This window comes from Marinobacter sp. PE14 (genome assembly GCF_053566155.1).
The window spans coordinates 233,708-256,988 of the sequence record NZ_JBQXNY010000004.1 but is presented as its reverse complement, the minus strand read 5'-3'; the positions used below and the strand labels follow the sequence as shown (position 1 = coordinate 256,988).

General features: G+C 56.4%; 24 protein-coding genes and 1 tRNA gene. 3 read left to right on the top strand and 22 right to left on the bottom strand.

The window, feature by feature from the left end; genetic code table 11:
* Position 1 precedes the first annotated feature (1 nt).
* The 16 genes from yajC to ACWJ62_RS14680 form a co-directional block, all read right to left on the bottom strand.
* Positions 2–364: a preprotein translocase subunit YajC gene (gene yajC, locus ACWJ62_RS14755; RefSeq protein ID WP_449286867.1), complete on the bottom strand. Its 363-nt coding sequence runs from the start codon at positions 362–364 to the stop codon at positions 2–4.
* Positions 365–393: 29 nt separating this feature from the next.
* Complete coding sequence (tgt, locus tag ACWJ62_RS14750; protein ID WP_449287096.1) at positions 394–1,515, bottom strand: tRNA guanosine(34) transglycosylase Tgt; 1,122 nt, start codon at positions 1,513–1,515, stop codon at positions 394–396.
* A 14-nt stretch (positions 1,516–1,529) separates the two neighbouring features.
* Positions 1,530–2,633 (bottom strand): tRNA preQ1(34) S-adenosylmethionine ribosyltransferase-isomerase QueA, encoded by a 1,104-nt coding sequence (queA, locus tag ACWJ62_RS14745; protein WP_449286866.1) that lies wholly within the window; start codon positions 2,631–2,633, stop codon positions 1,530–1,532.
* Positions 2,634–2,668: 35 nt separating this feature from the next.
* Positions 2,669–2,755: transfer RNA gene (locus tag ACWJ62_RS14740), tRNA-Leu, on the bottom strand.
* Positions 2,756–2,837: 82 nt separating this feature from the next.
* A complete protein-coding gene (flgL, locus tag ACWJ62_RS14735; protein ID WP_449286865.1) occupies positions 2,838–4,061 on the bottom strand; it encodes a flagellar hook-associated protein FlgL in 1,224 nt (407 codons plus the stop codon).
* Between the two features lie 18 nt (positions 4,062–4,079).
* Positions 4,080–6,110, bottom strand: coding sequence for a flagellar hook-associated protein FlgK (gene flgK, locus ACWJ62_RS14730; protein WP_449286864.1), 2,031 nt, complete (start codon positions 6,108–6,110; stop codon positions 4,080–4,082).
* 5 nt (positions 6,111–6,115) lie between these two features.
* The gene (gene flgJ / locus ACWJ62_RS14725; protein ID WP_449286863.1) at positions 6,116–7,102 is read right to left on the bottom strand and encodes a flagellar assembly peptidoglycan hydrolase FlgJ; all 987 of its coding nucleotides are present in this window, start codon (positions 7,100–7,102) and stop codon (positions 6,116–6,118) included.
* Positions 7,103–7,110: 8 nt separating this feature from the next.
* Complete coding sequence (locus ACWJ62_RS14720) at positions 7,111–8,208, bottom strand: flagellar basal body P-ring protein FlgI (RefSeq protein WP_449286862.1); 1,098 nt, start codon at positions 8,206–8,208, stop codon at positions 7,111–7,113.
* Positions 8,205–8,906, bottom strand: coding sequence for a flagellar basal body L-ring protein FlgH (flgH, locus tag ACWJ62_RS14715; RefSeq protein WP_449286861.1), 702 nt, complete (start codon positions 8,904–8,906; stop codon positions 8,205–8,207). Before flgH ends, ACWJ62_RS14720 begins: the two co-directional genes overlap by 4 nt.
* A gap of 19 nt (positions 8,907–8,925) precedes the next feature.
* A complete protein-coding gene (gene flgG, locus ACWJ62_RS14710) occupies positions 8,926–9,714 on the bottom strand; it encodes a flagellar basal-body rod protein FlgG (RefSeq protein WP_449286860.1) in 789 nt (262 codons plus the stop codon).
* Between the two features lie 82 nt (positions 9,715–9,796).
* Positions 9,797–10,549, bottom strand: coding sequence for a flagellar basal body rod protein FlgF (locus ACWJ62_RS14705; protein WP_014576887.1), 753 nt, complete (start codon positions 10,547–10,549; stop codon positions 9,797–9,799).
* A 76-nt stretch (positions 10,550–10,625) separates the two neighbouring features.
* Positions 10,626–12,521 (bottom strand): flagellar hook-basal body complex protein, encoded by a 1,896-nt coding sequence (locus tag ACWJ62_RS14700; protein WP_449286859.1) that lies wholly within the window; start codon positions 12,519–12,521, stop codon positions 10,626–10,628.
* Between the two features lie 27 nt (positions 12,522–12,548).
* A complete protein-coding gene (locus ACWJ62_RS14695; protein ID WP_064226898.1) occupies positions 12,549–13,226 on the bottom strand; it encodes a flagellar hook assembly protein FlgD in 678 nt (225 codons plus the stop codon).
* 18 nt (positions 13,227–13,244) lie between these two features.
* Positions 13,245–13,694: a flagellar basal body rod protein FlgC gene (gene flgC, locus ACWJ62_RS14690; RefSeq protein WP_449286858.1), complete on the bottom strand. Its 450-nt coding sequence runs from the start codon at positions 13,692–13,694 to the stop codon at positions 13,245–13,247.
* Between the two features lie 34 nt (positions 13,695–13,728).
* The gene (gene flgB / locus ACWJ62_RS14685) at positions 13,729–14,127 is read right to left on the bottom strand and encodes a flagellar basal body rod protein FlgB (RefSeq protein WP_041645182.1); all 399 of its coding nucleotides are present in this window, start codon (positions 14,125–14,127) and stop codon (positions 13,729–13,731) included.
* A 240-nt stretch (positions 14,128–14,367) separates the two neighbouring features.
* Positions 14,368–14,919, bottom strand: coding sequence for a nitroreductase family protein (locus ACWJ62_RS14680; RefSeq protein ID WP_449286857.1), 552 nt, complete (start codon positions 14,917–14,919; stop codon positions 14,368–14,370).
* 155 nt (positions 14,920–15,074) lie between these two features.
* Between ACWJ62_RS14680 and ACWJ62_RS14675 the strand changes: the two genes are divergently transcribed.
* A complete protein-coding gene (locus ACWJ62_RS14675) occupies positions 15,075–15,386 on the top strand; it encodes an Mpo1-like protein (protein WP_449286856.1) in 312 nt (103 codons plus the stop codon).
* Position 15,387: 1 nt separating this feature from the next.
* Positions 15,388–16,827, top strand: coding sequence for an adenylate/guanylate cyclase domain-containing protein (locus tag ACWJ62_RS14670; RefSeq protein ID WP_449286855.1), 1,440 nt, complete (start codon positions 15,388–15,390; stop codon positions 16,825–16,827).
* Positions 16,828–16,857: 30 nt separating this feature from the next.
* Here the strand turns inward: ACWJ62_RS14670 and queF are convergent, their stop codons facing one another.
* The 3 genes from queF to ACWJ62_RS14655 are packed head-to-tail and all read right to left on the bottom strand — an operon-like array spanning position 16,858 to position 19,411.
* A complete protein-coding gene (gene queF / locus ACWJ62_RS14665; RefSeq protein WP_449286854.1) occupies positions 16,858–17,676 on the bottom strand; it encodes an NADPH-dependent 7-cyano-7-deazaguanine reductase QueF in 819 nt (272 codons plus the stop codon).
* A 14-nt stretch (positions 17,677–17,690) separates the two neighbouring features.
* Positions 17,691–18,464: an ABC transporter permease gene (locus ACWJ62_RS14660; RefSeq protein ID WP_449286853.1), complete on the bottom strand. Its 774-nt coding sequence runs from the start codon at positions 18,462–18,464 to the stop codon at positions 17,691–17,693.
* Positions 18,461–19,411: an ABC transporter ATP-binding protein gene (locus ACWJ62_RS14655; RefSeq protein ID WP_449286852.1), complete on the bottom strand. Its 951-nt coding sequence runs from the start codon at positions 19,409–19,411 to the stop codon at positions 18,461–18,463. The genes ACWJ62_RS14660 and ACWJ62_RS14655 overlap by 4 nt, the downstream gene beginning before the upstream one ends.
* A gap of 261 nt (positions 19,412–19,672) precedes the next feature.
* Here ACWJ62_RS14655 and ACWJ62_RS14650 point away from each other — a divergent pair, with 261 nt between their 5' ends.
* Positions 19,673–20,788: an organic solvent ABC transporter permease gene (locus ACWJ62_RS14650; RefSeq protein WP_449286851.1), complete on the top strand. Its 1,116-nt coding sequence runs from the start codon at positions 19,673–19,675 to the stop codon at positions 20,786–20,788.
* On the opposite strand, the gene ACWJ62_RS14645 is transcribed toward ACWJ62_RS14650, so the two are convergent.
* The 3 genes from ACWJ62_RS14645 to ACWJ62_RS14635 all read right to left on the bottom strand — a co-directional run bounded on the left by ACWJ62_RS14645 (position 20,778) and on the right by ACWJ62_RS14635 (position 23,206).
* Positions 20,778–22,085 (bottom strand): HD-GYP domain-containing protein, encoded by a 1,308-nt coding sequence (locus tag ACWJ62_RS14645; protein WP_449286850.1) that lies wholly within the window; start codon positions 22,083–22,085, stop codon positions 20,778–20,780. The genes ACWJ62_RS14650 and ACWJ62_RS14645 overlap by 11 nt on opposite strands.
* 176 nt (positions 22,086–22,261) lie before the next feature.
* Entirely contained in the window at positions 22,262–22,855 is a 594-nt protein-coding gene (locus ACWJ62_RS14640; RefSeq protein WP_449286849.1) for a hypothetical protein, read from the bottom strand.
* Positions 22,856–22,927: 72 nt separating this feature from the next.
* A complete protein-coding gene (locus ACWJ62_RS14635) occupies positions 22,928–23,206 on the bottom strand; it encodes a PilZ domain-containing protein (protein ID WP_449286848.1) in 279 nt (92 codons plus the stop codon).
* Positions 23,207–23,281: the final 75 nt, after the last annotated feature.

Sequence of the window (23,281 nt, the reverse complement as noted above, 5' to 3'; positions counted from 1 at the left end):
CTCAGATGTCCTTGAGCGTGCCTTTTGGCAGCGCCGCAGCAACGGCTACTTTCTGGACTTTGATCTCAACATTGTCGGCAATTTCCACAACGATAAAATCGTCGGTTACCTTGGTGATCTTGCCGGCAACACCACCGGAGGTCACAATTTCATCACCTTTATTCAGGCCGGACATCAGTGCTTTGTGCTCTTTCGCGCGCTTGGACTGCGGACGCCAGATCAGGAAGTAGAAAATCAGGATGAAGCCTGCGAAAAAGATTACCTGGCCCATAACACCCATTCCCTGAGCAGCCGGGTCCTGTGCCATGGCAAGAGCGGGCATCAGAGCCAAAAGGCCGGCAACGAGCATTTTAATAGATTTCATTGAGTATCTCCGTTGGTTTAGCGAATAGATCAAACATTGCCCAAGGGCGGAACGGTCTCTCCGCGCAGAGCATAGAAGTCGGTTACAAAGTCCGACAATGTACCTGCTTCAATGGCCCCACGCAATCCAGCCATCAGGTTCTGATAGAACCGAAGGTTATGGATGGTATTCAGTTGCGAGCCCAGCATTTCTCCACATTTATCCAGATGATGGAGATAACTTCTCGAAAAGTTCTCACAGGTGTAACAGTCGCAGCGCTCGTCCAGCGGCGCGGTGTCGTGACGGTGCCGCGCATTGCGGATTTTTACAATCCCGGTTGACGTAAACAGATAGCCATTCCTGGCGTTGCGGGTCGGCATTACACAGTCGAACATGTCGACACCGCGACGTACCGCCTCGACGAGATCTTCCGGCCGCCCCACGCCCATCAGGTACCGGGGCTTGTCTTCCGGCATTTTCGGCGGCAAGTGATCCAGAATCCGGATCATGTCTTCTTTCGGCTCGCCGACCGACAGACCACCAATGGCGTAGCCATCGAAGCCGATATCTGTGAGCCCTTCCAGGGAGCGGTCCCGCAGGCTCTCGTACATACCACCCTGAACGATGCCGAACAACGCCGCAGGATTCCCCTCGTGGGCATCCTTGCTCCGTTGCGCCCAGCGCAACGACAACTCCATGGAGTCTTTTGCCTGGCGCTCGGTGGCCGGGTAAGGCGTGCACTCGTCAAAGATCATGACGATATCCGATCCGAGATCCCGCTGCACCTGGATGGCAATCTCCGGGGACAGCTCCACCGGCGAACCGTCTACCGGTGAACGGAAGGTAACCCCCTCCTCGGTGATCTTGCGCATCTCGCCAAGGCTGAACACCTGAAAACCGCCAGAATCGGTCAGGATAGGCCCATGCCACTGAGTGAAATCGTGGAGGTCACCATGGGCCTTGATCACCTCGGTACCAGGCCGAAGCATCAGATGAAAGGTGTTACCCAGAATGATTTCTGCGCCGATTTCATGGATATCCCGAGGCAGCATACCCTTGACGGTGCCGTAGGTGCCGACAGGCATGAATGCGGGAGTCTCAACGGTTCCCCGGGGAAAGGTCAGACGGCCACGGCGAGCGCGCCCATCTTCGCTCAGTTTTTCGAACGACATGAAACAGGTTTGTGTCACAAAGCCTCCCCGGCATTATCGTTACCGGCTTCATTGGGTTCCACGGCCGCCCCAAGCAACATGCCCCGGCTGGGTTCCTGACCGCTTATAAACATGGCGTCACCGTAACTGAAAAAGCGGTAGCGTTCCTTTACCGCTTCCCGGTAAGCCGACATTACGTTGTCATAGCCGGCAAACGCGCTGACCAGCATGATCAGGGTCGATTCCGGCAAATGGAAGTTGGTGATCAGGGCATCCACGGTCTGGAACCGGTAACCCGGGTAAATAAAGATGTCAGTCTCACCCGTGAACGCCCTCAGGCGACCACCACGGCTGGCAGACTCAAGGGAGCGAACTGACGTGGTACCCACGGCAACCACACGCCCTCCCCTTGCTCGGGTTCGTTCGATTGCGTCGACGGCATCCTGGGGAACGTTCACCACCTCACTGTGCATGGTGTGATCCTCGATTTTATCGACCCGTACCGGCTGGAATGTGCCGGCACCGACATGCAGGGTCACAAAGGCACTTTCAATGCCGCAGGCAGCCAGTTTCTCCAGCAGGCTCTCATCGAAATGCAGACCCGCCGTGGGCGCTGCGACGGCACCTGCTTCCCGGGCGTAAACGGTCTGGTAACGTTCCCGATCGCTGGATTCGTCCGGCCGGTCCACATAAGGCGGAAGTGGCATGTGGCCAATCCGCTCAAGCACCTCGAGTACTGGTTCGTCAGACTCACAGACGAGATGAAACAGCGCTTCGTCCCGGCCCGACATTCTCAAAGAAGTACCATCCTCGAGGATAACCTTCTGACCCTGTTTCAATGCCTTCGAGGCACGGACATGGGCGATGATTTCATGTTCCCCGGTTACCCGCTCAACCAGAACTTCAACCTGCCCACCGGTCTCCTTCTTGCCAAAAAGGCGCGCAGGAATCACCCGAGTGTTGTTAAACACCAGCAAGTCGCCGGGCTGAAGCAGGTCAGGAAGTTCACTGAATATTAGGTGGTCAAGCTTGCCAGAGAGGCCGTCGAGACAAAGCAGCCTGGACGCGCTGCGATCCTTGAGTGGATAGCGGGCGATCAATTCGTCCGGCAGGTCAAAGTGAAAATCGGAGACATTCATGGAATGGACTGTTAACGACGCCGAAGGAAAGAAGATGGTAGCGGCGGGCGGACTCGAACCGCCACGGGTTTTACCCCAACGGATTTTGAATCCGTCGTGTCTACCAATTTCACCACGCCGCCATCGGAGAGTGTTGGGGATTATACTGAGCTAAATCGCGAAAGCAATAAGCCAGCGGACACAACTGCCCGCCGGCTCAGAGTTTTACAATCGATCGAACAGCGACAGTTGCGAAACCTGGGCAAAAGACTGCTGGGCCGCCTGCAGTACGAAGCTCTGGAAACTCAGGGTGCTGATGGCCTCTGCGTAGTCCACATCCTGCAGCTGGGAACGTATTTCATTGCTGTAAACGGACGAATCCTCCAGGAAGGACTTGGTCGATTCCACTGCGTTCATCCGGCCTCCCAACTCCGTTTGCTTCAGGATAATGCTTTCCTGGGCGTTATCGAGGTTGATCAGCGAATTGGCAATGAGGTCGTCGTATTGGGCCTGCCCACCCGGACTACTCTTGTCGATGTTGTTCAAACCGGAAATCAGGTTTTCAATGGTGCCGAAAACCGACTGTTTTTCGTTGATCTTCAGCGTAAACACATCACCCGCACCGGCAACCGCGTCTGTCAGAGTCACTTCAACGCCGGCAACCTCAAAGGGTTCACCGCTCTGATAGGTTGCTGGATCCACCGTCAATACATCACCCTGGCTGTCCGTAGCGATAATATTGCCCCCGGCATCAACTTCAACCGTGATGTCATCCGGAAATGAGTTGGGATAGGCGGCAGCAAGATCTGCTTCGTTAACCAGACTGACCCCGGAAATGGAGGCACCCGGCGTATTCACAGTGCTGTGTTCGCCGGTTATTGCAGCGGGAACCCGGACAAAAATGTCCTTGCCGTTATCGCTGATGGGAACGGTAACGCCATCATCAATCTCCAGGACTCGTTGGCCTTCGTCGCCCTGATAAGTCCAGCTACCTGAAGGGTCCTGCTCAAAGGCCTTTACCGAGCCCTGGAATCCACTAAAAATATACTCTCCTGAGGCATCCCGGGTATTGGCAATATTCGCCAACTGCCCAATGCGCTCCTCCAGCTCGGAGGAAATTGAGCGCCGATCGTTGGCCGACAACGATCCGTTACCGGCCTGAACCGTCAATTCCCGGATTCGCTGAATCACATCGATTGAGCTTTCCAGCGCACTCTCTTCCTGTTTCAGACGGTTGTCCGCCAGGTCGACGTTGCGCTGATAGGTTTCAACCCGCGAAAGCTCCTGATCCAGCTTCAGAATCCGCGCCGCAGCGACCGGATCGTCGGAAGGTTTGTTTACCCTCTGGCCAGTCGAGATCTGTTGCTGGGTGTTATTCAAGCTGGTATTCAGCTCCTGGAGCCGATTAATGCCGCCTGAAAAAATCTGCTGTGATGAAATTCTGATCATGTCACATCACCTCAACCGTTACCGGAAACTCTGCAACAGTGTATTGAACAGGTCCTGAGCCACCGACATTACCTGGGCGGAGGCATTGTAGGCGGCCTGATACTGGATCAGGCGGCCGGCTTCCTCATCCAGGTTGACGCCGGATATAGATTCCCGCTGATTGGTCGACTGTTCCAGAAGAGTTTTGCCGGCATCCACATCCAATTGACTCTGGCGTGTTTTGACACCGATATCTTCAACAAGCCCGGCATAGCCTTCGGAAAAGTTCTGGCTACCACCATTCAGCGTGTTCGCCGTACCAAGAGCCGCCAGCAATTCCGCATTCCTGTTGTCGGAAACACCGTTTGAGTTGTAATTGATCTCGAAGGTGTCACCGTCAGCCGGCTGGCCCGTTATCTTGAACTGAAAACCCTGATACTCGGCACCATCAGCCGGATTGCCGCTGAACAATTCATTAGCAACGCCGGGATTGTAAGGCCGATTTGCCGGACCTATCGGGTTACCACTGCCGTCCGTAACGGTGAACACCAGGCCGGTGCCAGGATCGTCAAATTCTACGGTTATCGGCCCGTTCGCCAACTGACCGGACGACTGAAAAGCGGGCAACAGGGAATTGGTGAACGGATTCCGCACGTTCAGCATGGTGCCCTGATCGATCTTGCCGGTTCCGATATTGTCATCTCCGGTCGTCGCGCGGACCGGGCTGGCGAAGGCCAGATCTTCCTCCCGGTTTACTACCAGGCCGATGCTTTCAGCGGCATTTCGGCTCGGCTGAATGAGGAATTTGTCGCCAGCGTTGAACGTGCCGCCTTCAACCCTGATGTTGAAGCCCGGCATGCTGATTTCCGACTGGACCGGGTCCGGGAGACGTCCCTGGTTCACGGTTTTGCCCGTGTCCTGGTCAATCAACTCGTAGCTCCGCCCGTCACCACTGAACTGCAGAGTCCAGCGCCCTGCGGGAAGCCGCGAGCTGTCGGTGATTTCGACGGCCAACTGCCCTGTCGTGGACGGAGCGTTGTTGCCATTGGGGACCACCCGGCTGCGTTGCGCCTCCAGCGAATTAATATTGGTGAAGAACAGACCACCGAGTTCGCCCTCCAGATCCATCCCGATTTCATGCTGGTGGTTCATGGTGTCGGAGAGGGCAATGGCAATCCTGCCAAGTTCATCGAATGCCGGTTTCAGACCTTCGGTATCGAAACGCAGAAGTCCGCCGAGCTTGCCGCCGGTAATCTGCTCATCAATATTAAGGGTGCGCCCACCATTGTTCAGCGTGAATTCCAGGCGGGTCGGATCCTCGGCGTTTTCCCGGGTGCCGAGGGTGGATGCATTGCTACCAACCACCAGGGAAAGACCGTTCGACAGAGACACGTTGACCTGGCTGCCGTCGGTCGGTGTCACCCTGATGCTGATCAGTTCGGAAAGCTGACGCAGTTTCTCATCTCGCTTATCCAACAATTCGTTGGGCATTTGCCCCTGGGCAATGCCAGGTGATTCAGAAATCGCCAGGTTCAGCTCCGCAATGCTCTTCAACAGCGTATTCGCATCTTTCACACCCTGCTGCATCTGGGTCTTGATGGACTCCCGCTGCTGGATGAATTCCTGGTTCAGGGCCTGGAAACGGTTTACAACCTGTTGTGCCTCACTGAGGACCAACTGGCGCTGCGGCAAGGAAGTCGGATCTTCGGCGGCATTCTGAAGGCTTGCAAAAAAATTGTTCAGTGCATTGCTGAGGCCGGTAGATTGACCCCCGAGCAGGTTATCAAGCCTGGTCAGCTCCGAATTCAGGGCCTCCTGCTCTCCATAAAGGGTGCTGTCTTCCCGCACCTGTTGAACCAGGTATTCATTGGCCAGGCGGCGAATGTCCGCCACGTTCACGCCGCTGCCTATGGTGCCGGCACCAGTGCGCTGGCCTTCCTGGGTTTCAAACAGCACTTCCTGGCGACTGTAACCCGGCGTGTTGGCGTTGGTTATATTGTTGCCAGTGGTGTTCAGGGCGGCCTGATGACTGAGGATGCCGGTCAGACCAATACCTATGAGCCCTGCCATAAGCTTTACTCCTTCATCCCGTCACTGCCCATGGACAGCGTCATCAATGAGTCACGGTTCATGATCTGGCGGATCTTGTTGCCGTAGTTGGGGTCGGTTGCATAGCCGGCTTCCTGCAGCTTCTCTGCGAAAACCTCAGGCTGGTCTGCTACCGACAAGACGTCCCGGTAACGGGGATTGGATTCCAGGAAAGAGACATAATCCCGGAAGCTGGATTCGTAATCCCTGTAGGCCCGGAAGTTGGCCTGCTCTTTCATGGGCAGCCCTTCCCGGTATTCCGTGGTGGTAATGGAGACCGCATCACCCTGCCAGCGGCTGTCCGCCTTGATGCCGAAGAGGTTAAAACTGGGCTCGCCCTGCTCCCCACGGATCATGTGCCGGCCCCAGCCAGTTTCCAGTGCCGCCTGGGCTACCATCAGTTTCGGGTCTATTCCGGAGTCCCGGGCAATCCGCTCGGCCACCGGCAGCAGCTCTGTAACAAAATGCTCCGGAGATTCAAATTGATGCGGCAAGTCCGACGGAGTCGAAGTCACTGCCGAGGGCGCTTTCTGTGCAACAGACGTTACCTCCCGAACCCGCTCGGGCAACTCGGCATTGAGGGCGGGCAGGCTTCGGTCGTAATCCGCAAGACTCGCCTTGTGGCCCGCAAGCATGCCACCTTCATCGTTCATGCCAGGGATCTGTTTGCTCAACTGTCGAACCAGTGCCTCCGCAAGGCCACTACCCTTGCCTCCGGCCATGGTCAGACTCATCTGGCTGTCGAACATATCCCGGTACAGCTCAGACTGATTGCTCTTCAGGTAGTTGCCCTCGGCGAAAACATCACCGGCCTTGCGCATGGACTTCAACATTTCAGACAGGAATAGACTCTCGAACTGGCGCGCCACCTCTCGAAGAGCGGACTCTTTATCAGTGCGAGCCTGAGCCTTCAACGCATTGAGACCGTTGAAGTCGGTATAAACCTGGGCCTGTTGAACCTTGTAGTCCTGCATCACTCCACCTAGATAACAATCAGCTCGGCACGCAATGCGCCGGCCTGTTTCAGGGCTTCAAGCACCGCCATGACATCACCCGGCGCCGCGCCCACCTGGTTCACGGCCTGAACGATCTCGTTCAGGGTGACGGCGGGGCCGAACTTGAACATCCGCGCCGGCTCCTCGGTAATGGCAATCTGGGAATCCTGCTCAATGGCAGTGTCACCGCCAGCAAACGGATTCGGTTGCTCCACATTCGGATTTTCCTGAATGGTGACCGTCAGATTGCCATGAGTGACTGCAGCGGCGCTGACCTGGACATTCTGGCCAACCACAATGGTTCCGGTGCGGCTGTTGATGACCACTTTCGCGGCATCCTCGGCCGGATCCACCTCAATATTTTCAAGAATCGACAGAAAGCTGACCCGTTGGGACGGGTCACGCGGCGCGCGAACGGAAACCGAGGTGGCATCGTGGGCATAAGCCATATCCGGCCCGAGACGATCATTAACAGCCTCGACGACACGGCGAGCCGTTGTGAAATCCGGGCGCAGCAGATGGAAGGTAATGGTGTCGCCTTGACTGAACGGCGAAGCCACCTCCCGCTCGATAGTGGCGCCATTGGGAATCCGGCCAACGCTGGGAACGTTCACGGTGATTCGGGACCCATCCTGTCCCTGGGCACCAAAACCACCCACCACCAGACTGCCTTGGGCCATTGCATAAACCTGCCCATCAGCACCTTTCAGCGGTGCCATCAGCAAGGTGCCGCCGCGCAGGCTGTCGGCGTTGCCGATGGACGACACAGTGATGTCGATTTCCTGCCCCGCTTTCGCAAAGGGCGGCAATGTCGCACTCACCGTAACGGCCGCAACATTCGCAAGACTCGGGTTGACCCCTTCCGGCAGGGTTACACCGAACTGGTTCATCATGTTCCGGAAAGTCTGATTGGTGAAGGGAGCGCTATCGCCCGTGCCATCGAGGCCAACAACAAGGCCATAACCGACCAGCTGGTTGTTACGGACACCTTTGATCCGTGACAGGTCTTTCAGGCGGTCCGCCATTACCGGCGCCGCAATAATGGCCAGGGCCAGAACCCAGACAAGAGACCGACGCATACTCATAGTGGCCACCACTCGCTGTTAAAGAAGCGTGCCAACCAGCCCATCTGGTTTGCCTGATCAAAATCACCCGTGCCACCGTAAGCGAAGCGTGCATTGGCAATGCGGTTGGATGCCACGGTGTTATCCGGCTGAATATCCTGAGGGCGTACCAGCCCGGTCAGGCGGATATACTCATCTCCATTGGTGAGCGACAGCCACTTCTCGCCACGGATCTTCAGGACGCCGTTCGGCAAAACTTCAGTAACCGTTACGGTGATACTGCCGGCCAGGCTATTGCTCTGATCCGCTTCCGCCGAGCCTTCGAAGTCTCGCTCCTGGTTCAGGGACGTGGCAATGCCGAAGTTGTTCTTGCCAAGGACAGTTGGTTCCGGCAACGAAATCTCGTTGTCTTTGGTGATGCTGGTTTCTGCGTTCTTGCTGGCCCGCGTCGATTCCTCAAGGTTTACGGTCAGAACATCACCCACGTTCAACGCCACGGTATCGCCGTAGAAGTTGTAGTTACGGGAGACCTGATAAATCGACCCCGAGGCACTGTCACGCTGCATCATGGCCTGAGGGCGCACCGGTGCAAACTCGGGATCATCCGGAATTGCCCGGGGCCGGCTCATGGCCGTACAACCCTGCAACAGGATCAGAACCACAACGGTCACCAGCGTGCTGGCACCTTGAGTTGTCCGGTTGGATGTCATCAGTTTCATGACCTCACCTCTGGCCGCATTAGCCAATGTTTTGAGTGATGAACTGGAGCATCTGGTCAGTGGTGGAGACCACTTTCGAGTTCATCTCGTAGGCCCGTTGGGTGGTGATCATGTTCACCAGCTCTTCCACCACCTCAACGTTGGAAGCCTCCACACTGCCCTGCTCAATACTGCCAAGTCCGGCCAGCCCGGGCTCACCTTCCGCCGGATCGCCACTGGCGTTGGTCGCCTTGAACAGGTTGTTACCGATAGCCTGCAGGCCCTGAGGGTTGATGAAATCCACCAGCGTAATCTGGCCCAGGTTTACCGGTGCTGCCTGATCGTCCGTTACTGCCGTTACGGTGCCATCTTTACCAATGGTGATATTGGTGGCGTTCTCCGGCACGTTGATAGCAGGCTCGAGTGGGTAGCCATCCGGGTTGACCACATCGCCATCAGCATTGAGCTGAAACTGACCGTCCCGCGTATAGGCGACCTGGCCATCCGGCAACTGCACCTGCAGGAAGCCACGGCCATTGATAGCCATATCCAGGGGCTGCTCGGTAATCTGCAGGTTGCCCTGGGAAAATTGCTTGGCCGTACCCACAACCCGCACACCGGTACCCAGCTGCAGGCCGGAAGGCAATTCCGAGTTCTGGGTTGTCAGACCACCAGGCTGCCGGTTGATCTGGTACAGAAGGTCCTGAAACACGGCTCTGTCCCGCTTGAAGCCAGTGGTGTTGACGTTCGCCAGGTTGTTGGAAATGGTGGACATGTTGGTGTCCTGAGCGCTCAACCCTGTCTTGCTGACCCATAGTGCTGGATGCATGCTGCTTACTCCTTGCCGGGGGCTGTCAGGCGGCCATTCTTTGCCGCTTCAGGCCCGCCAGGCCAATGTGTTCAGTCGTTACTTAAAGGTTCTGCAACAGCCGTGCCGTTGCTTCGGAATTCTCGTTCGCGGTGGTCATAACCTTCACCTGCATCTCGTATTGCCGGGACAGCTGGAGGTTGGAGATCATCTCTTCCACCGCGTTCACGTTGGAGCTTTCAAGGAATCCTGAGGCAACCCGCTGGTTTGCATCCGGCGGCTCGGGCCCATCCAGAGCCTGATCCGGCTTTCGACGCATGTGTCCGTCAAGACCTTTCTCCAGGGCTTCGGGCGGCGGGCTGACCAGTTTCAGCCGATCTACTTCAACCAGCTGGTCCGGTGGCCCACCAACAGGAACAATTGAGACGGTGCCATCGGCGCCAATCTCGACGTTGTCAAAAGGAGGAAGCGCGACCGGACCACCGTTGCCAAGCACCAGTTCGCCGTTGGCCAGGCGTACCAGGCCGTTGACATCCACCTGGAGACTGCCACTCCGGGTGAAGACCTCTTCGCCCTGATCGTTCTGGATGGCAAGCCATCCCTCACCTTCCACAGCCACGTCGAGTTTGCGCCCGGTTTCCATCAATGCACCGGCGGAAAGGTCCGTGCCGGGCCTCTCGGTCATGGCATAGGCACGAGTCGGGTGGTGCTCCCCGTAAACAGGCATACTGCGGGCCTGGGCGAAATCTTTCTTGAAGCCAGTGGTACTGACGTTCGCCAGGTTGTTGGCATGGGCCTGCTGGGCCAGCATGTTCTGCTTGGCTCCAGACATACCGATGTAGAGGGCTTTGTCCATGGGAAAACTCCTGCCGGAATTTTGACTGTTACCAGTCTTCCTGCAGGAGTCATGCCATTTTCGCTAAATTGCGGTATTAACGGAGGTTGATGATGGTCTGGGTGACCGCATCGGAGGTTTCAATGGTCTTGGCGTTGGCCTGATAGTTCCGCTGGGCGATGATCAGGTTGACCAGTTCCGCCGATAGGTCGACGTTGGATTCCTCTACCGAGCTGGCCTTGATCGATCCAAGGGTTCCAGTATCAGGAGCACCGATGATTGGTTGGCCGGATTCGAAGGTTTCCACCCAGGAGGTGTCACCAACAGGGGACAATCCGTTGGTATTGTTGAACGATGCCAGCGCCACCTGACCCAATGCCTGGGATTGGCCATTGGTGTAACGGGCGAATAATACCCCCTGATCCGATACGTCGAGTCCAGAAAGGCGACCGGTGGTATAACCATTTTGCTGCTGGTCATTAACCCCGAATGCCGCGCCATACTGGGTTGTACCATTCAGATTTATTACAAAAGCCGAGGTTGTTGGCGGCTCGGGAATCGGCGTCACCACCGTCTCGCCGGCAGCTGGAGGGCCATCAGCCCCGTTAGGTTGCCCGGCGCTGTCTTTCGGTATCCAGTCATCAATGACGATTTCGCCACTGGGGTCGCCGTTTATGGACTGAAGGGCACCGTCCTGATCAAACCGGGCAGTGTAAGGTGTCACATCCGAGCCGCCCACGAACTCACCATCAATCTGGGCGTATACTGACCACTCGCTAACCCCGACGCCATTGCCCGGAGAGGGATTCTTGACAAAGAACTGCGTCAGCTCGTGAGAGTTACCCAGACTGTCATAGATGGTAGTGGATGTAGCATGGTTATAGGTACGTTGATCCAGCGGATTGAACTCGTTGGTAATTCGAATCGGCGAGGCGTTAAACGCTGTCTCAAAGGTTCCATCCGAGGGGTCGCTGACAGACGCGACGATCCTGTCCGCAGTGACATTGACGTCGCCAAGCACCGGCGCGGGATCTGTTGTCGTTGTGCCATCGCCGAACGAGTAATCAAGAGTTTCACCCTGATTATGGATCACACGGAGAACATTTGTACCTGTCCCATCGTCAACCACAGAGGCTGATATTGCCGCTTCGCTGGAATTGTTGATCGAATCAACAAGATCCTGCAATGAATTGATGTTGTTGGTGTCCAGCGCTAATGGCGCGCCGTTAATGTCCAGGCTGAACGTGAAACTGCCAGTGGTGTTGGCATTGGCGATAGAGGTGTCCGTGATTCCGCTCGCGGTAGCCGTTGTGGTGGCTGACGCGCTCAGCCCGGGAACATCGTTGATGGTAGCTGCGGCCTGACGTGCGGTAGCCGCAGGATCAATAGCAACATTGGCGTCTGGTGAACCATCAGAATACTGAACAGAGAAACTATCACCCTGCAGACTGGTGACAGCCAGGGGACCGATGTCTCTCACCCTGGTTTCGAGCACCGACTCCCTGGAATCCAGATTGAGGTCGGTATCGAGATTAGTCGTCCTCCGGGGAGAAAGGTTATCCGTTGCAATCTGCAAATCTCCACGGATCCCGGAAAGATTTCCATCCTCGTCGGCGGTATAGCCCTGAACACGCATGTTCTGGTTGTTGGTAACGTAGCCTTCCTTGTCGATACCAAACTGCCCTGCACGGGAATAGCGGATCTCTCCACCATTATTGAGTATAAAGAAACCATCACCTGCAATGGCCATATCCAGGCCATTGTCCGTAAAACTGATGTTGCCCTGGCCAAAGGACTGCTTCACATCCTGAACCCGGACACCGTCACCGATCGGGTTGGTGCCTGCGCTCAGGAAGCCGCTGGCGTAGAGGTCGCCAAACTGGGCCTTGCTGCCCTTGAAGCCAACAGTACTGGCGTTCGCAATGTTGTTACCGGTGACGTCCAGATCCACCGATGCCGCACGAAGGCCGCTCAAACCTGTATTAAATGCCATGGTTCACCCCTTGGTGTTTCACCGGTCTCAGTTAATTTGTTTCACGTCAGACAGGGCAATGGAGCCCATGCCCGCAAGATTCAGGGTTATTGAGCCGCCCTGGCCCAGGGATACGCTGTCCACATTGGCGCTCACCATCGTGCCCAGCTGCTGGGGCCCATCCGGATAGGAAGCCTCGGCCACAATGCGGTAGGGTCCCGGCGGCAAAGGATTGCCGTTACCGTCCTGGCCGTCCCAGCGGAAGGACACAACACCTGCCTGGCTGCTGCCCATATCAATCTGCCGCACCCGCTCACCATTCTGTCCTTCGATAGACAGGCGCAGGCCTCCTGTAGAGGCAGGCACTTCAATGGTTCCGGTAATTTCACCTTCGGCACCCAGGATCCCGATCTGTGAGGGGGCAAGTACAGTTTTACCCACCATGGCCGAGGCCTGGAGTGCCTGGGTGGATCGGAACTGCCCGACCACATCCTCAACCGTTCCGGAGAGATTCTGCATCTCCTCCAGCGAGCTGAACTGCGCCAGCTGGGAGATAAACTCGCCGTTGTCCTGCGGCTCCAGCGGATTCTGATTTTTTAACTGCGCCAGCATCAGTTCCATGAATTCATTCCGGCCCAGTTCACTGGTGCCCTGGCCGCCATTCTGTTGCTTCAGCTGGTACTGGCTCAGAACATCCGACGCGTCTGTTGCATTTACTGCAGTCATGTTGTGCTCCTCACCCTGTTACTGCTGACCAAGAGTCAGAATGCGCTGCATCATGGACTTGGCTGTGTTCATGACATCCACATTCATCTGGAAACTTCTGGACGACGACATCATGTCCGCCATCTCTTCGACCACATTCACATTGGGATAGAAGACGTAACCGTCTTCGTTGGCCGCCGGGTGGTGGGGCTCGTAACGCATCTGCAGCTCCGCATCACTCTCGACGATACCTTCAACCTTCACGCCGGCACCCGGGCCCTCATCAGCGGCCATGGGCAAGCCACCCTGCCCCGGATTCATCAGAGATTGCTGAATCGCCGAGAAAACCGGCTTCCTGGCGCGATAGGTTTCCCCCGTGCTAGAACTCGCCGTCTCCGCATTGGCAATATTGGACGCGGTTGTATTCAGCCGCAGTGATTGCGCGGTCATGCCGGAACCGGCGATGTCAAAAATGCTGCCCAGTGACATGAAAATTCTCCTTCGCTAATCCTGTGACTGCGGCTTATTCGCCCTTGAGGGCTTTGGTCAAACCGCTGAACTTGCTGTTCAAAAACTGGAAGCTGGCCTGGAAATCCATGGCGTTACGCATGAAACGGGTCTGCTCCTGCTGGGCGTCTACCGTATTGCCGTCAACCGACGGCTGGTGGGGCACCCGATACATCAAATCGCTCTCCGAGGCCGATGGCGAGGTATCCATGTGCGCGTCATGGGTTTTGGCCATCTGGAATCCGCTGACCTGCTCCTGGGCCTTCTGCATCATTGCCTGGAAGTCCAGGTCTCGCGCCTTGAAACCCGGGGTGTCAGCGTTCGCCAGGTTGTTTGCCAGAACTTCGGCGCGTTTAACCCGCGCTTCAACCGCGTGTTGGTGAATGCCCAGAGCCGAATCAAACGTAATTGCCATGTTGCCTCCCGAAAACTGCACTGATATGCCGAGCTGTTTTTGCCGGCTGTGCTCTTTGACAGGACTAAAGCAAGCTGGATGCCAGAATTCTGGCCAGGTGTAAATTTGTCAGAAAACCCAGTGTTGGCAGCCTCTGCAAAGATACCAAGGTGTGGTCACGGGAAAGGAGTAAGGAACGAGACAAGAAAAAGCGGCAAGCTGCTTCCCCCGGCAGAAGCCGGGGGGGATACGTACGAGATCTCAGGGCCAATGACGCACAAACTCGTCCACCGCCGGTCTGGGCACAGACGGCTTGGATGCCGAAACCGTTCCGGTATAGAGAAAGCCAACGATCTGCTCATGCTCTTCCAGCCCCAGCCCCTGGTGAACCGAGGAATGGTAGGCAACACCGCCCGTTCTCCACATTGCGCCGAAACCGGCGTCCTGAAGGGCAAGCTCAACAAAACTCATGCCGGCGGCGGCCGACATAACCTGCTCGAGTTCCGGTACTTTGGGATGCGTCCTGGGCGACGCGATACCAACAATGACCATGGGCGCGCGAAGGGGGGCACGCCGGAGCTTCTCAATTTCTTTCTCGTCGCTGTTATTGGCGCAGGTGGACGCAAACAGCTCTCCCAGGGCCTCCAGACCCTTACCCTCGATCACCAGATAGCGCCAGGGCCTGAGCAGCGCATGGTCCGGTGCACGCGCCGCGCAGGAAAAGGCCCTTTCGAGGGTTTTCGAATCCGGCGCGGGCGACTCCAGCCTCGGTTCAGAGGAGCGGTTCAGGAGGAAATCGGTAACTGCGGTCATATCTGCTCGCTGTTTGAAGACTGTTGAAATGTGGGTACGAACACAATTCATGGCTGTGAATTGTGGGTTCTACGTAATGCTGTTAACCTTTAGTCGTAGTCGGGTCTACCAACAATTATAAATGACGCGGTCGTACAACGGTGAGTGGCAGCACAATGAGCAACCAGCAAACCTTCAATAACTTTTCAGAATTCTATCCGTACTACCTCGAAGAGCACAGCGACGTCACCTGTCGCCGTTTGCATTTCGCTGGAAGTCTTCTGGTGCTGATAGTCGCCGTATGGGCTCTGACTTCAGGCAAGCTGTTATGGCTTCTGGCCTTGCCGGTCATAGGCTATGGCTTTGCGTGGGTTGGTCATTTCAAGTTTGAAAAAAATCGCCCCGCCACCTTCAAACACCCACTGTACAGCCTTATGGGTGACTGGGTCATGTTCCGCGACATCCTCATTGGCAGGATCCGTTTCTGAAATGATGAGTGCCCCGGCAGACCTGCGTAATGCCAGCAGCTCAGCTGGCAGAGCCCTCTCGTCCGAGGCGGCGGGCAACCCGATCGCCATTCCTCCAATGCCCGATTACAATGGCCGGGTACTGGCATACACCTCAACGGCAGCCATTATCGTAACCGGCGCTCTCCAGGGCGCCTTTCCGCAATGGCTTCTCTGGCTGGTTGCCGGGGCTCTCACCTGGCCTCATATCGCCCACGCCCTGACCCGCCGTACCTTCCTGAGGAATTCGCCACGCATCCGACAGAAGATGCTGATATTCGATTGCGTTGTTGGTGGCGCTTTCATTGGCTGCATCGGGCTGATCGTCATCCCCTCCCTGGCGGTTGCCCTGATGCTCATGTTCAGCTGCCTGATTGTTGGTGGTACCCGTCAGTGGGTCCTGGGCACCGGCTTTATGGCGGCTTCCATTGCGGGTGCGGTTGCAATCGTCGGCCCGGCAGACGGACCACACTCGCCGCTGCTGACCAGTATTGTGTCGATTTTATCTACCGGGCTTTATATTTGCGTCACGGCTTACTACTCCCACCAGCAGGCACGGGCGTTGATGCTGGCAAAGACCCAGATCCAGAACCAGCGGGAGCAGTCCATCGCGCTTTCACACAAACTGTCCAAATACCTCTCGCCTCAGGTCTGGCAGTCAATCTTTACCGGTGAGCGGGACGTGAGACTGGAAACCCAGCGCAAGAAACTGGCGGTGTTTTTCTCTGACATCAAGGGCTTCACCGAGTTGTCTGAGGAAATGGAACCCGAAGCACTGACCGAGCTGCTGAATCACTACTTCAATGAGATGTCGGAAGTCGCTCTCAAGTATGGCGGCACCATCGACAAGTTCGTTGGTGATTCCATCATGGTGTTCTTTGGCGACCCAACCAGCCGTGGCCAGCGGGAGGACGCATTTGCCTGTGTCTCCATGGCCATCGAGATGCGCAAGCATATGAAAATCATGCGGCAGAAATGGCGCAGCCAGGGCATCAAGACCCCGCTGGAAATCCGAATGGGAATAAGCACCGGCTATACCACGGTCGGCAACTTTGGCGCCGAGAACCGGATGGATTACACGATTATCGGTAAGGAAGTGAATCTGGCCAGCCGGCTTGAGTCCCTGGCGGAGCCGGGCGAAATCCTCGTTTCCTATGAGACCTTCGCGCTGATCAAGGACAAGATTATGTGCAGAGACAAGGGCGAGATTACCGTGAAGGGCTTTGGCAAGCCGGTGCCCATTTACGAAGTGGTCGACTTCCGGCGCGATATGGGGCCCAACCGAAGCTTCCTGGAACACGAACATAGCGGCTTCGCCATGTATCTCGATTCAGACAAGATCACTGAGAAAGAGCGGCAGGCCATCCTGACCGCTCTGGAAGACGCCGCAGACCGCCTGCGGCGGGAAGAGGATGTTTCCTGAGGCGCGTCCCTGCGCTGACGTCGATCCCTATTACTGACGTATCAGTCGCGGCCCGGCATCCTTACCGGTTTCTGTGCTTCGCCAGGGGTTGATATCCAGCCCGCCCCGCCGTGTGTATCGGGCAACCACCGTTAGCGACTCAGGGCTGCATCGGCCCATCAGATCGGTAAACACCGTTTCCACACAATGCTCGTGGAAGTCCTGTTTCTGCCGGAAACTGACCACGTAACGCAGCAAGCCAGCCCGGTCGATTTTCGGGCCAGTGTAGCTTACCAACAGGGTGGCCCAGTCCGGTTGGCCCGTCACCGGGCAGTTGCTCTTGAGCAAATGGGAACATAACTGCTCAGTCACCACCTCACCGCCGACATTGAGAAAGTCGGGGGAGTACTCATACACCACATCGCTTACCGGTTCATCATCAATCAATTCGAACCCCTCAGGACGGCCTATCGCCTCCCCGGATTCGTCCACGCTTAACAGGTTGACCTGTACCGCACCGCCGCAAGCACTCGACAGATCCTGGGTAATCACCTCCACAACCTGCTCCCGGGAGGAGTAAACCGCCTGGTTCAGCGAGTTGAGGTACAGCTTTAGCGATTTGGACTCGATGATCGAAGGCGAAGCCGCCGGAAAGACAATCTCCGCCCAGGCCACCTCCGGCACACCATTTGGCCGCAACCAGGAGATTTCCCAGGCCTGCCAAAGATCTTCGCCAAACCAGGGCCACCGGCCATCCTCCAGACCAAGGCGGCGGCGGTTTTCCTCTCTCGCCACCGGGAACAGCAGCCCTGGATCGTAGCTGTCCGGGTAGTCGCTTGTCTTGCCAAGCGGGGCGTCGTTAAGTGCCATAGTGGTTCCTGAAATCAGTGGCGAATGCCTTTACCACGCTCCAGCATTCTGAGAGCAATGAATGCCAGTACGGAGATGAAAACCAGAATCATACCAAGAGAAACAAACGGATTAACGTCTGACACGCCCAGAATGCCGTACCGGAAGCCATTGACCATGTAGAGGATGGGGTTGACCATGGATACGCCCTGCCAGAACCCCGGCAGTAAATCGATGCTGTAGAACACGCCACCCAGATACGTCAGAGGCGTCAATACGAACGTGGGCACAATGGAGATGTCATCAAACTTGGTCGCCAACATGGCGTTGATAAAGCCACCCAGGGCAAACAGTGCAGAGGTCAGAAATACCGTCAGAACCATCATCGGCAGGTTGTGGATCGACAGGCGGGTAAACGCCAGTGACAAGAGCGTTACAATCAGGCCGATGCCGAGGCCACGCGCCATTCCACCGGTCACGTAACCGGCCAGGATCACCCAGTTCGGCACCGGCGACACCAGAAGCTCCTCGATGCTGCGCTGGAACTTCATGGAGAAAAACGAAGACACCACGTTGGCGTAGGAACTGGTGATTACCGCCATCATGATTAGCCCGGGCACAATAAACGACATATAGTCGAAGCCGCCCATTTCCCCGATGCGGGAGCCGATGAGGTTGCCGAAAATAATGAAATACAGGGTCATGGTGACCGCCGGCGGGAGCAGGGTCTGCGCCCAGATACGGGTAAATCGGCGTATCTCCCGAACAACGATGGTACTGAAGGCTGTAAACAGGGCCTGTGGTGTCATGCTGCACCCTCCACGGCCTTGGCGGATTCCGAGGCGTTCTCTTCAACCATGCGAATGAACAGCTCTTCCAGCCGGTTGGCCTTGGTTCTCATGCTGACCACCTTGATGCCCAGCCGCTCAAGCTCCACAAACACCTGGTTAAGTGCCTGGCCTTTCTGGACTTCCACCTCCAGGGCGCCTTCCCCATCCAGGCGGGTCGGGAACCCATTCAACTCGGGCGCAGTATCGAGGGCTTTCTCGGTATCCAGCACAAAAGTCTCCAGGCTCAGCTGCTGCAGCAAGGCTTTCTTGCTGGTGTGCTTCAGGATCTTGCCATGGTCGATAATGGCAATGTTGCGGCAAAGGGCTTCCGCTTCCTCAAGGTAATGAGTCGTCAGGATGATGGTGGTGCCCTGGCGATTCATCTCCTCCAGGAAGGTCCACATGGAGCGACGAAGCTCGATATCCACACCCGCGGTCGGCTCGTCCAGAATCAGCAGTTTTGGCTCGTGGACCAGGGCGCGGGCGATCATCAAACGCCGCTTCATGCCGCCGGACAACATCCGGGCCGGAGTGTCGCGCTTTTCCCAGAGACCGAGCTTTTTAAGATATTTTTCGGCCGACGCCGAGGCCTGCTTCAACGGAATGCCATAATAACCGGCCTGGGTGGTTACGATATCAAAGACTTTCTCGAACTGGTTGAAGTTGAACTCCTGGGGCACCACGCCGAGGTTAAGCTTCGCATCTGAGAGATGGGTATCGATATCGTATCCAAACACCCGCACTTTCCCTGCTGTCTTGTTCACCAGCGAGCAAACGATACCCAGGGTGGTCGATTTACCGGCCCCGTTGGGTCCCAGCAAGGCAAAGAAATCCCCCTCGGCGACGTGAAGATCAATCCCCTTGAGAGCCCGAAACCCGTCACCGTAGGTTTTGGTGAGGCTCTCAATTTCCAGTGCATTGGTCATAAATCATCCCGATTCGGTGAAAAATGGCAATGAACGGCCCCAGCCGCCAGCCAGAATTTAGAATGCTATTTATTGTGACAAAGCCGCTGATTTCAAGGCCCTTATCGGCCGGAGGTGCCTCCGAGCCAATAACGGAAACTGCGACAGGAATCCCGATATGAGGCAAACCCGGCCCCTATAATGCGGTTACAACAATTTACAAAAGGGGCTGCCGCACCCTGGGTGCGGGCGCGCTGAATTGAAGGGAATGTACGACTAACCATGAGATCCGTTCACCGCATCCAACTCACGTTTACACTGCTGGGCGCCTTCGCCCTCTCTGGCTGCCTGGATGACGGCGGAGGCTCGGGCGACGACACCAGCACCGGCCGAATTAATTTCAATGGTTTTAACGGTCTTTCCTATCAGACCGCCAGTCAGGCGGGCACCACCAACTCAGCGGGAGAATTCCGCTACTACCCCGGCGAAACAATCACGTTCAGGGTTGGAGACCTGCCGCTGGTTAGCGGTGTGCCGACCAGGCAATACGTAACCCTGCTCGAATTTTTCGAGCCCCCCCGCACAGAGCTGCAAACGCCGATGGTGGATGATGAGGGTCTGAGCACCCACACGCTGACTGAGCAAAAGGTTCTGGAAAACACAACGCTGATGAACCTGTCCCGGTTCCTGATGCTCCTGAACTGGAGCCAGAATGTCGCCGAGGGAGATGGTATCGATATCCGCGACCGGGTTATTACGCAGTTGAACGCGGCCCTCCCTGACCTGACAGCACCAATTGATTTCAGTGCTAGCGAATCGGAGTTCACTTCGACGAATCCCATATCCCCGGCCAACCAACTCCTGGCCGCCATCTGCTTTTACCCGGAGGACGACGAACTGTGTGAGGAGCCGCCGACTCAGGAGCAAATAGACAACGCGCCTCCACGACCGGAAAATGATGAGGACCGCGATCCTGACATTGAATACAGTGAAGACCTGCAGGCCAAAAAGGACCGGATCGAAAATGCCGTGCGAACCATGGAAGACATCGATTCGGAAGATGCCCAGACCTATCTCACGCGGGAGCTCAAGGCGATCAGTACCACCGTCGCGAACCGATATTTCCTGGATGAGGACGTCGCCAGCCATCCGGCCACAGATACAACCCTGAAGCAGGTTGCGGTTCGAAAAATCGGGGGCGGGCTCTCCCTGGCTGAACTGGAAGCCATCAGCACACGCCCGCAGGACATCCAGATAAATTCAGCCGACTGGCAGAGCGGAGAGGTGGAGTATTTTGTCGCCGGCCCCTCCGGCGGTGAGTCCGAGCTACTGCTCAGCTTCCGTCCGGAGGATACCTATCGGTGGGTTCGCAAACAGCTGCGTGTGATTATCCGCTGATCAGGCGGGAAAGGCTCCAGCGTGACTCCACACCGGTCACGTCGTAATACGAAGGATCCAGGCCTTCCGTACCGTGCGGCAGACAATCGCGAACCCTCACGGTTTCTGCCGCTTCCTTGCCTTCGTTGTATCTGGCCAGATCAATAATTTTGGCTGTTTTCAACGGCCTTGAAGCAGCATCGGTCATTACCATTACCCGCGGCCACAAACGGCGCTCAGGGGAATGGGAAACCACAATACCGCGCTGACCATCGGTCAGCTCGACAAGACTCCCGGTGGGATAGATACCGATTGCCTGGATGAAGTTCTCGACCAGGTCCTCCTGGAACTCGATGTTGCGCATTTCATAGAGCAGTGTGACCGCTTTCGCCGGCGTCATCGGCTCGGCATGAGACCGGGGCGCAATCAACGATTCGAAAAATTCCGCTATGCCAGCAACCTTGGCCAGCAATGGGATTCGATCGCCGCGGACGCCTTCCGGGAAGCCCGAACCGTTATGACGTTCCCGGTGCCCCTGAACCACACTGAGCACGGCACGGGAGAGCCCACTGTTTTCAAGCATCCTGACTCCGCGGCTAACGTAACCCCGGTAGGTCAGATATTCCTCTGAGTTCAACTGGCCTTCCCGAGCCAGCAACTCGGCCGGCAGCGTGGTTTTGCCCACCTGAGACAGCAGACAACCCAGGCCAAGATGGTTCAGAAGCCCTTCGTTCAACCCGAGATGGCGGCCACACACCAGGGCCCAGACCGACGTATTCAGTGCGTGCCGGTACAGGTAACTGTCGTGAGCCCGAGTGCGACTGAGCCACAATAAAGCGTCAGGCTGGCGAACAACGCTACTCACCATTTTGCTGGTAATCGCAGCAATCGGCCGGAGATCCGGCACTCCATCGGCACGAAGTGTCTCGAAAAGCTGGTCCAGCGCGCCTTCCATATCGTCAAGCAGGCGCTTTGAGGTTTTCATTTCCTTTTTGAGACTGGTGACGGTTTCATACGTCACCGGCTCGCGAATACTCAAAGGCGGCAACTGGAGCTGCTCCCGGCCGCCTCTGCGCTTGCCTTGCAGTGTTCCGAAAGCGGGCTTGCTTCCGCCTTTTACTTCTTTGGATTCCCTTGCCTCCGCCACATCAACGAGGACCCATTTGCAGTGGGATACCAGTGCACGAATGTCATCCTGGGACCGGATATGGAAACCCTGAATCGGAAAGGGGGTCTGGTGCCATGGCCTGTCCAGATCAGACACGAACATGCCCACTTCCAGATCATGAACTGCGACTTTTTTCTGTTGGACACCCACGGGCCACCTCACACACCAAACTTATCGATAGTGACCATTCTGACCGAACCGCCGGAAGACACAATTACAATATCGTATCGTCAGGTAACCCAAACGCGACAAAACGTAACGCTAATGTTCAACAGGAAACAAAATGTAGCAACGTGATGGGAGTCACATATCAACGTCAGAAAGTGTCACTCTGCGTCACATACCGATTCATCAAATTCAGGCAATCGAGAACGCATGGAACCCCGCGGCGCCTTGCGGACATGAACGGTATAGGGAACTGACGAGGCTCGCAGATAGTCAAGGTTCAGGGAATCATCACCCTCACCCTCGGCCAGAACGGCAGGAGTACAGGACACCAACAACTCCAGCTTGCCTTCTATGTCTGCAATACGGGCCTCCGGGTCCGCCGGATTGATGGACATGCAGCGGGTTGAGCCGCTTGCCGGCTGCCCCGTCTGCGCCAACAGATCCCGACCCGCTTCGCCACAGGCACGAATACCCTCGCCGCAGCCACTCGCCTCTTCGTCATCGCGGAGGCGCCAGACACGGTCGCTGCACTGGGTTCCCAGTTTCACGGACGTGGCTTTGTCGTCGGCAAACCACCAGCCCGGATAATCCGCGCTCTGCCAGGACAGCCGCACCTGTCTTGGCTCGCCGGATGAATTCTCAGCCGGAAACATCGCAAAATGTGAGTAATAACTGGCACAGCCCGACACGGACACCAGTACGAGGCTTGCAATAATTGGCTTGTAAGCTCTGGAAAAGACTGAAAAGATCATCTTGCTGGTGCATCCCTGACAGCGTTGGTTTAACCCTGCCATTATCCACGGCAGGCGCCATCAATCCGCCTATCAGTCACCATTTTGATCAAACTGGAGGCCGTACCCGTCATTGGTTTTGCGCACTACCACCATTTCAAGTATCGGTGCGGGAACAGGCAGCCCCTGCACCTGCACGGTAACTTGATCGCCAAGGTTTGGCGCAAATGGCTCAGTGTCGACAACGATAAAAACACCGCCATCGGAGATATCGCGGGTCGAGAATATGAATTCTCCCAGCTCCTCGTGAACCACCTTTACTTTCGCACTCATGGCAGTGCGTATGTGCTCTCTTCGATCGTTCCCAACCATCTGAGGGTTCCACTACTTTTTGCATAGTTTTTATAGTCTTCCGAAGCATAACACCATTTTCAGAAAAATATGCCA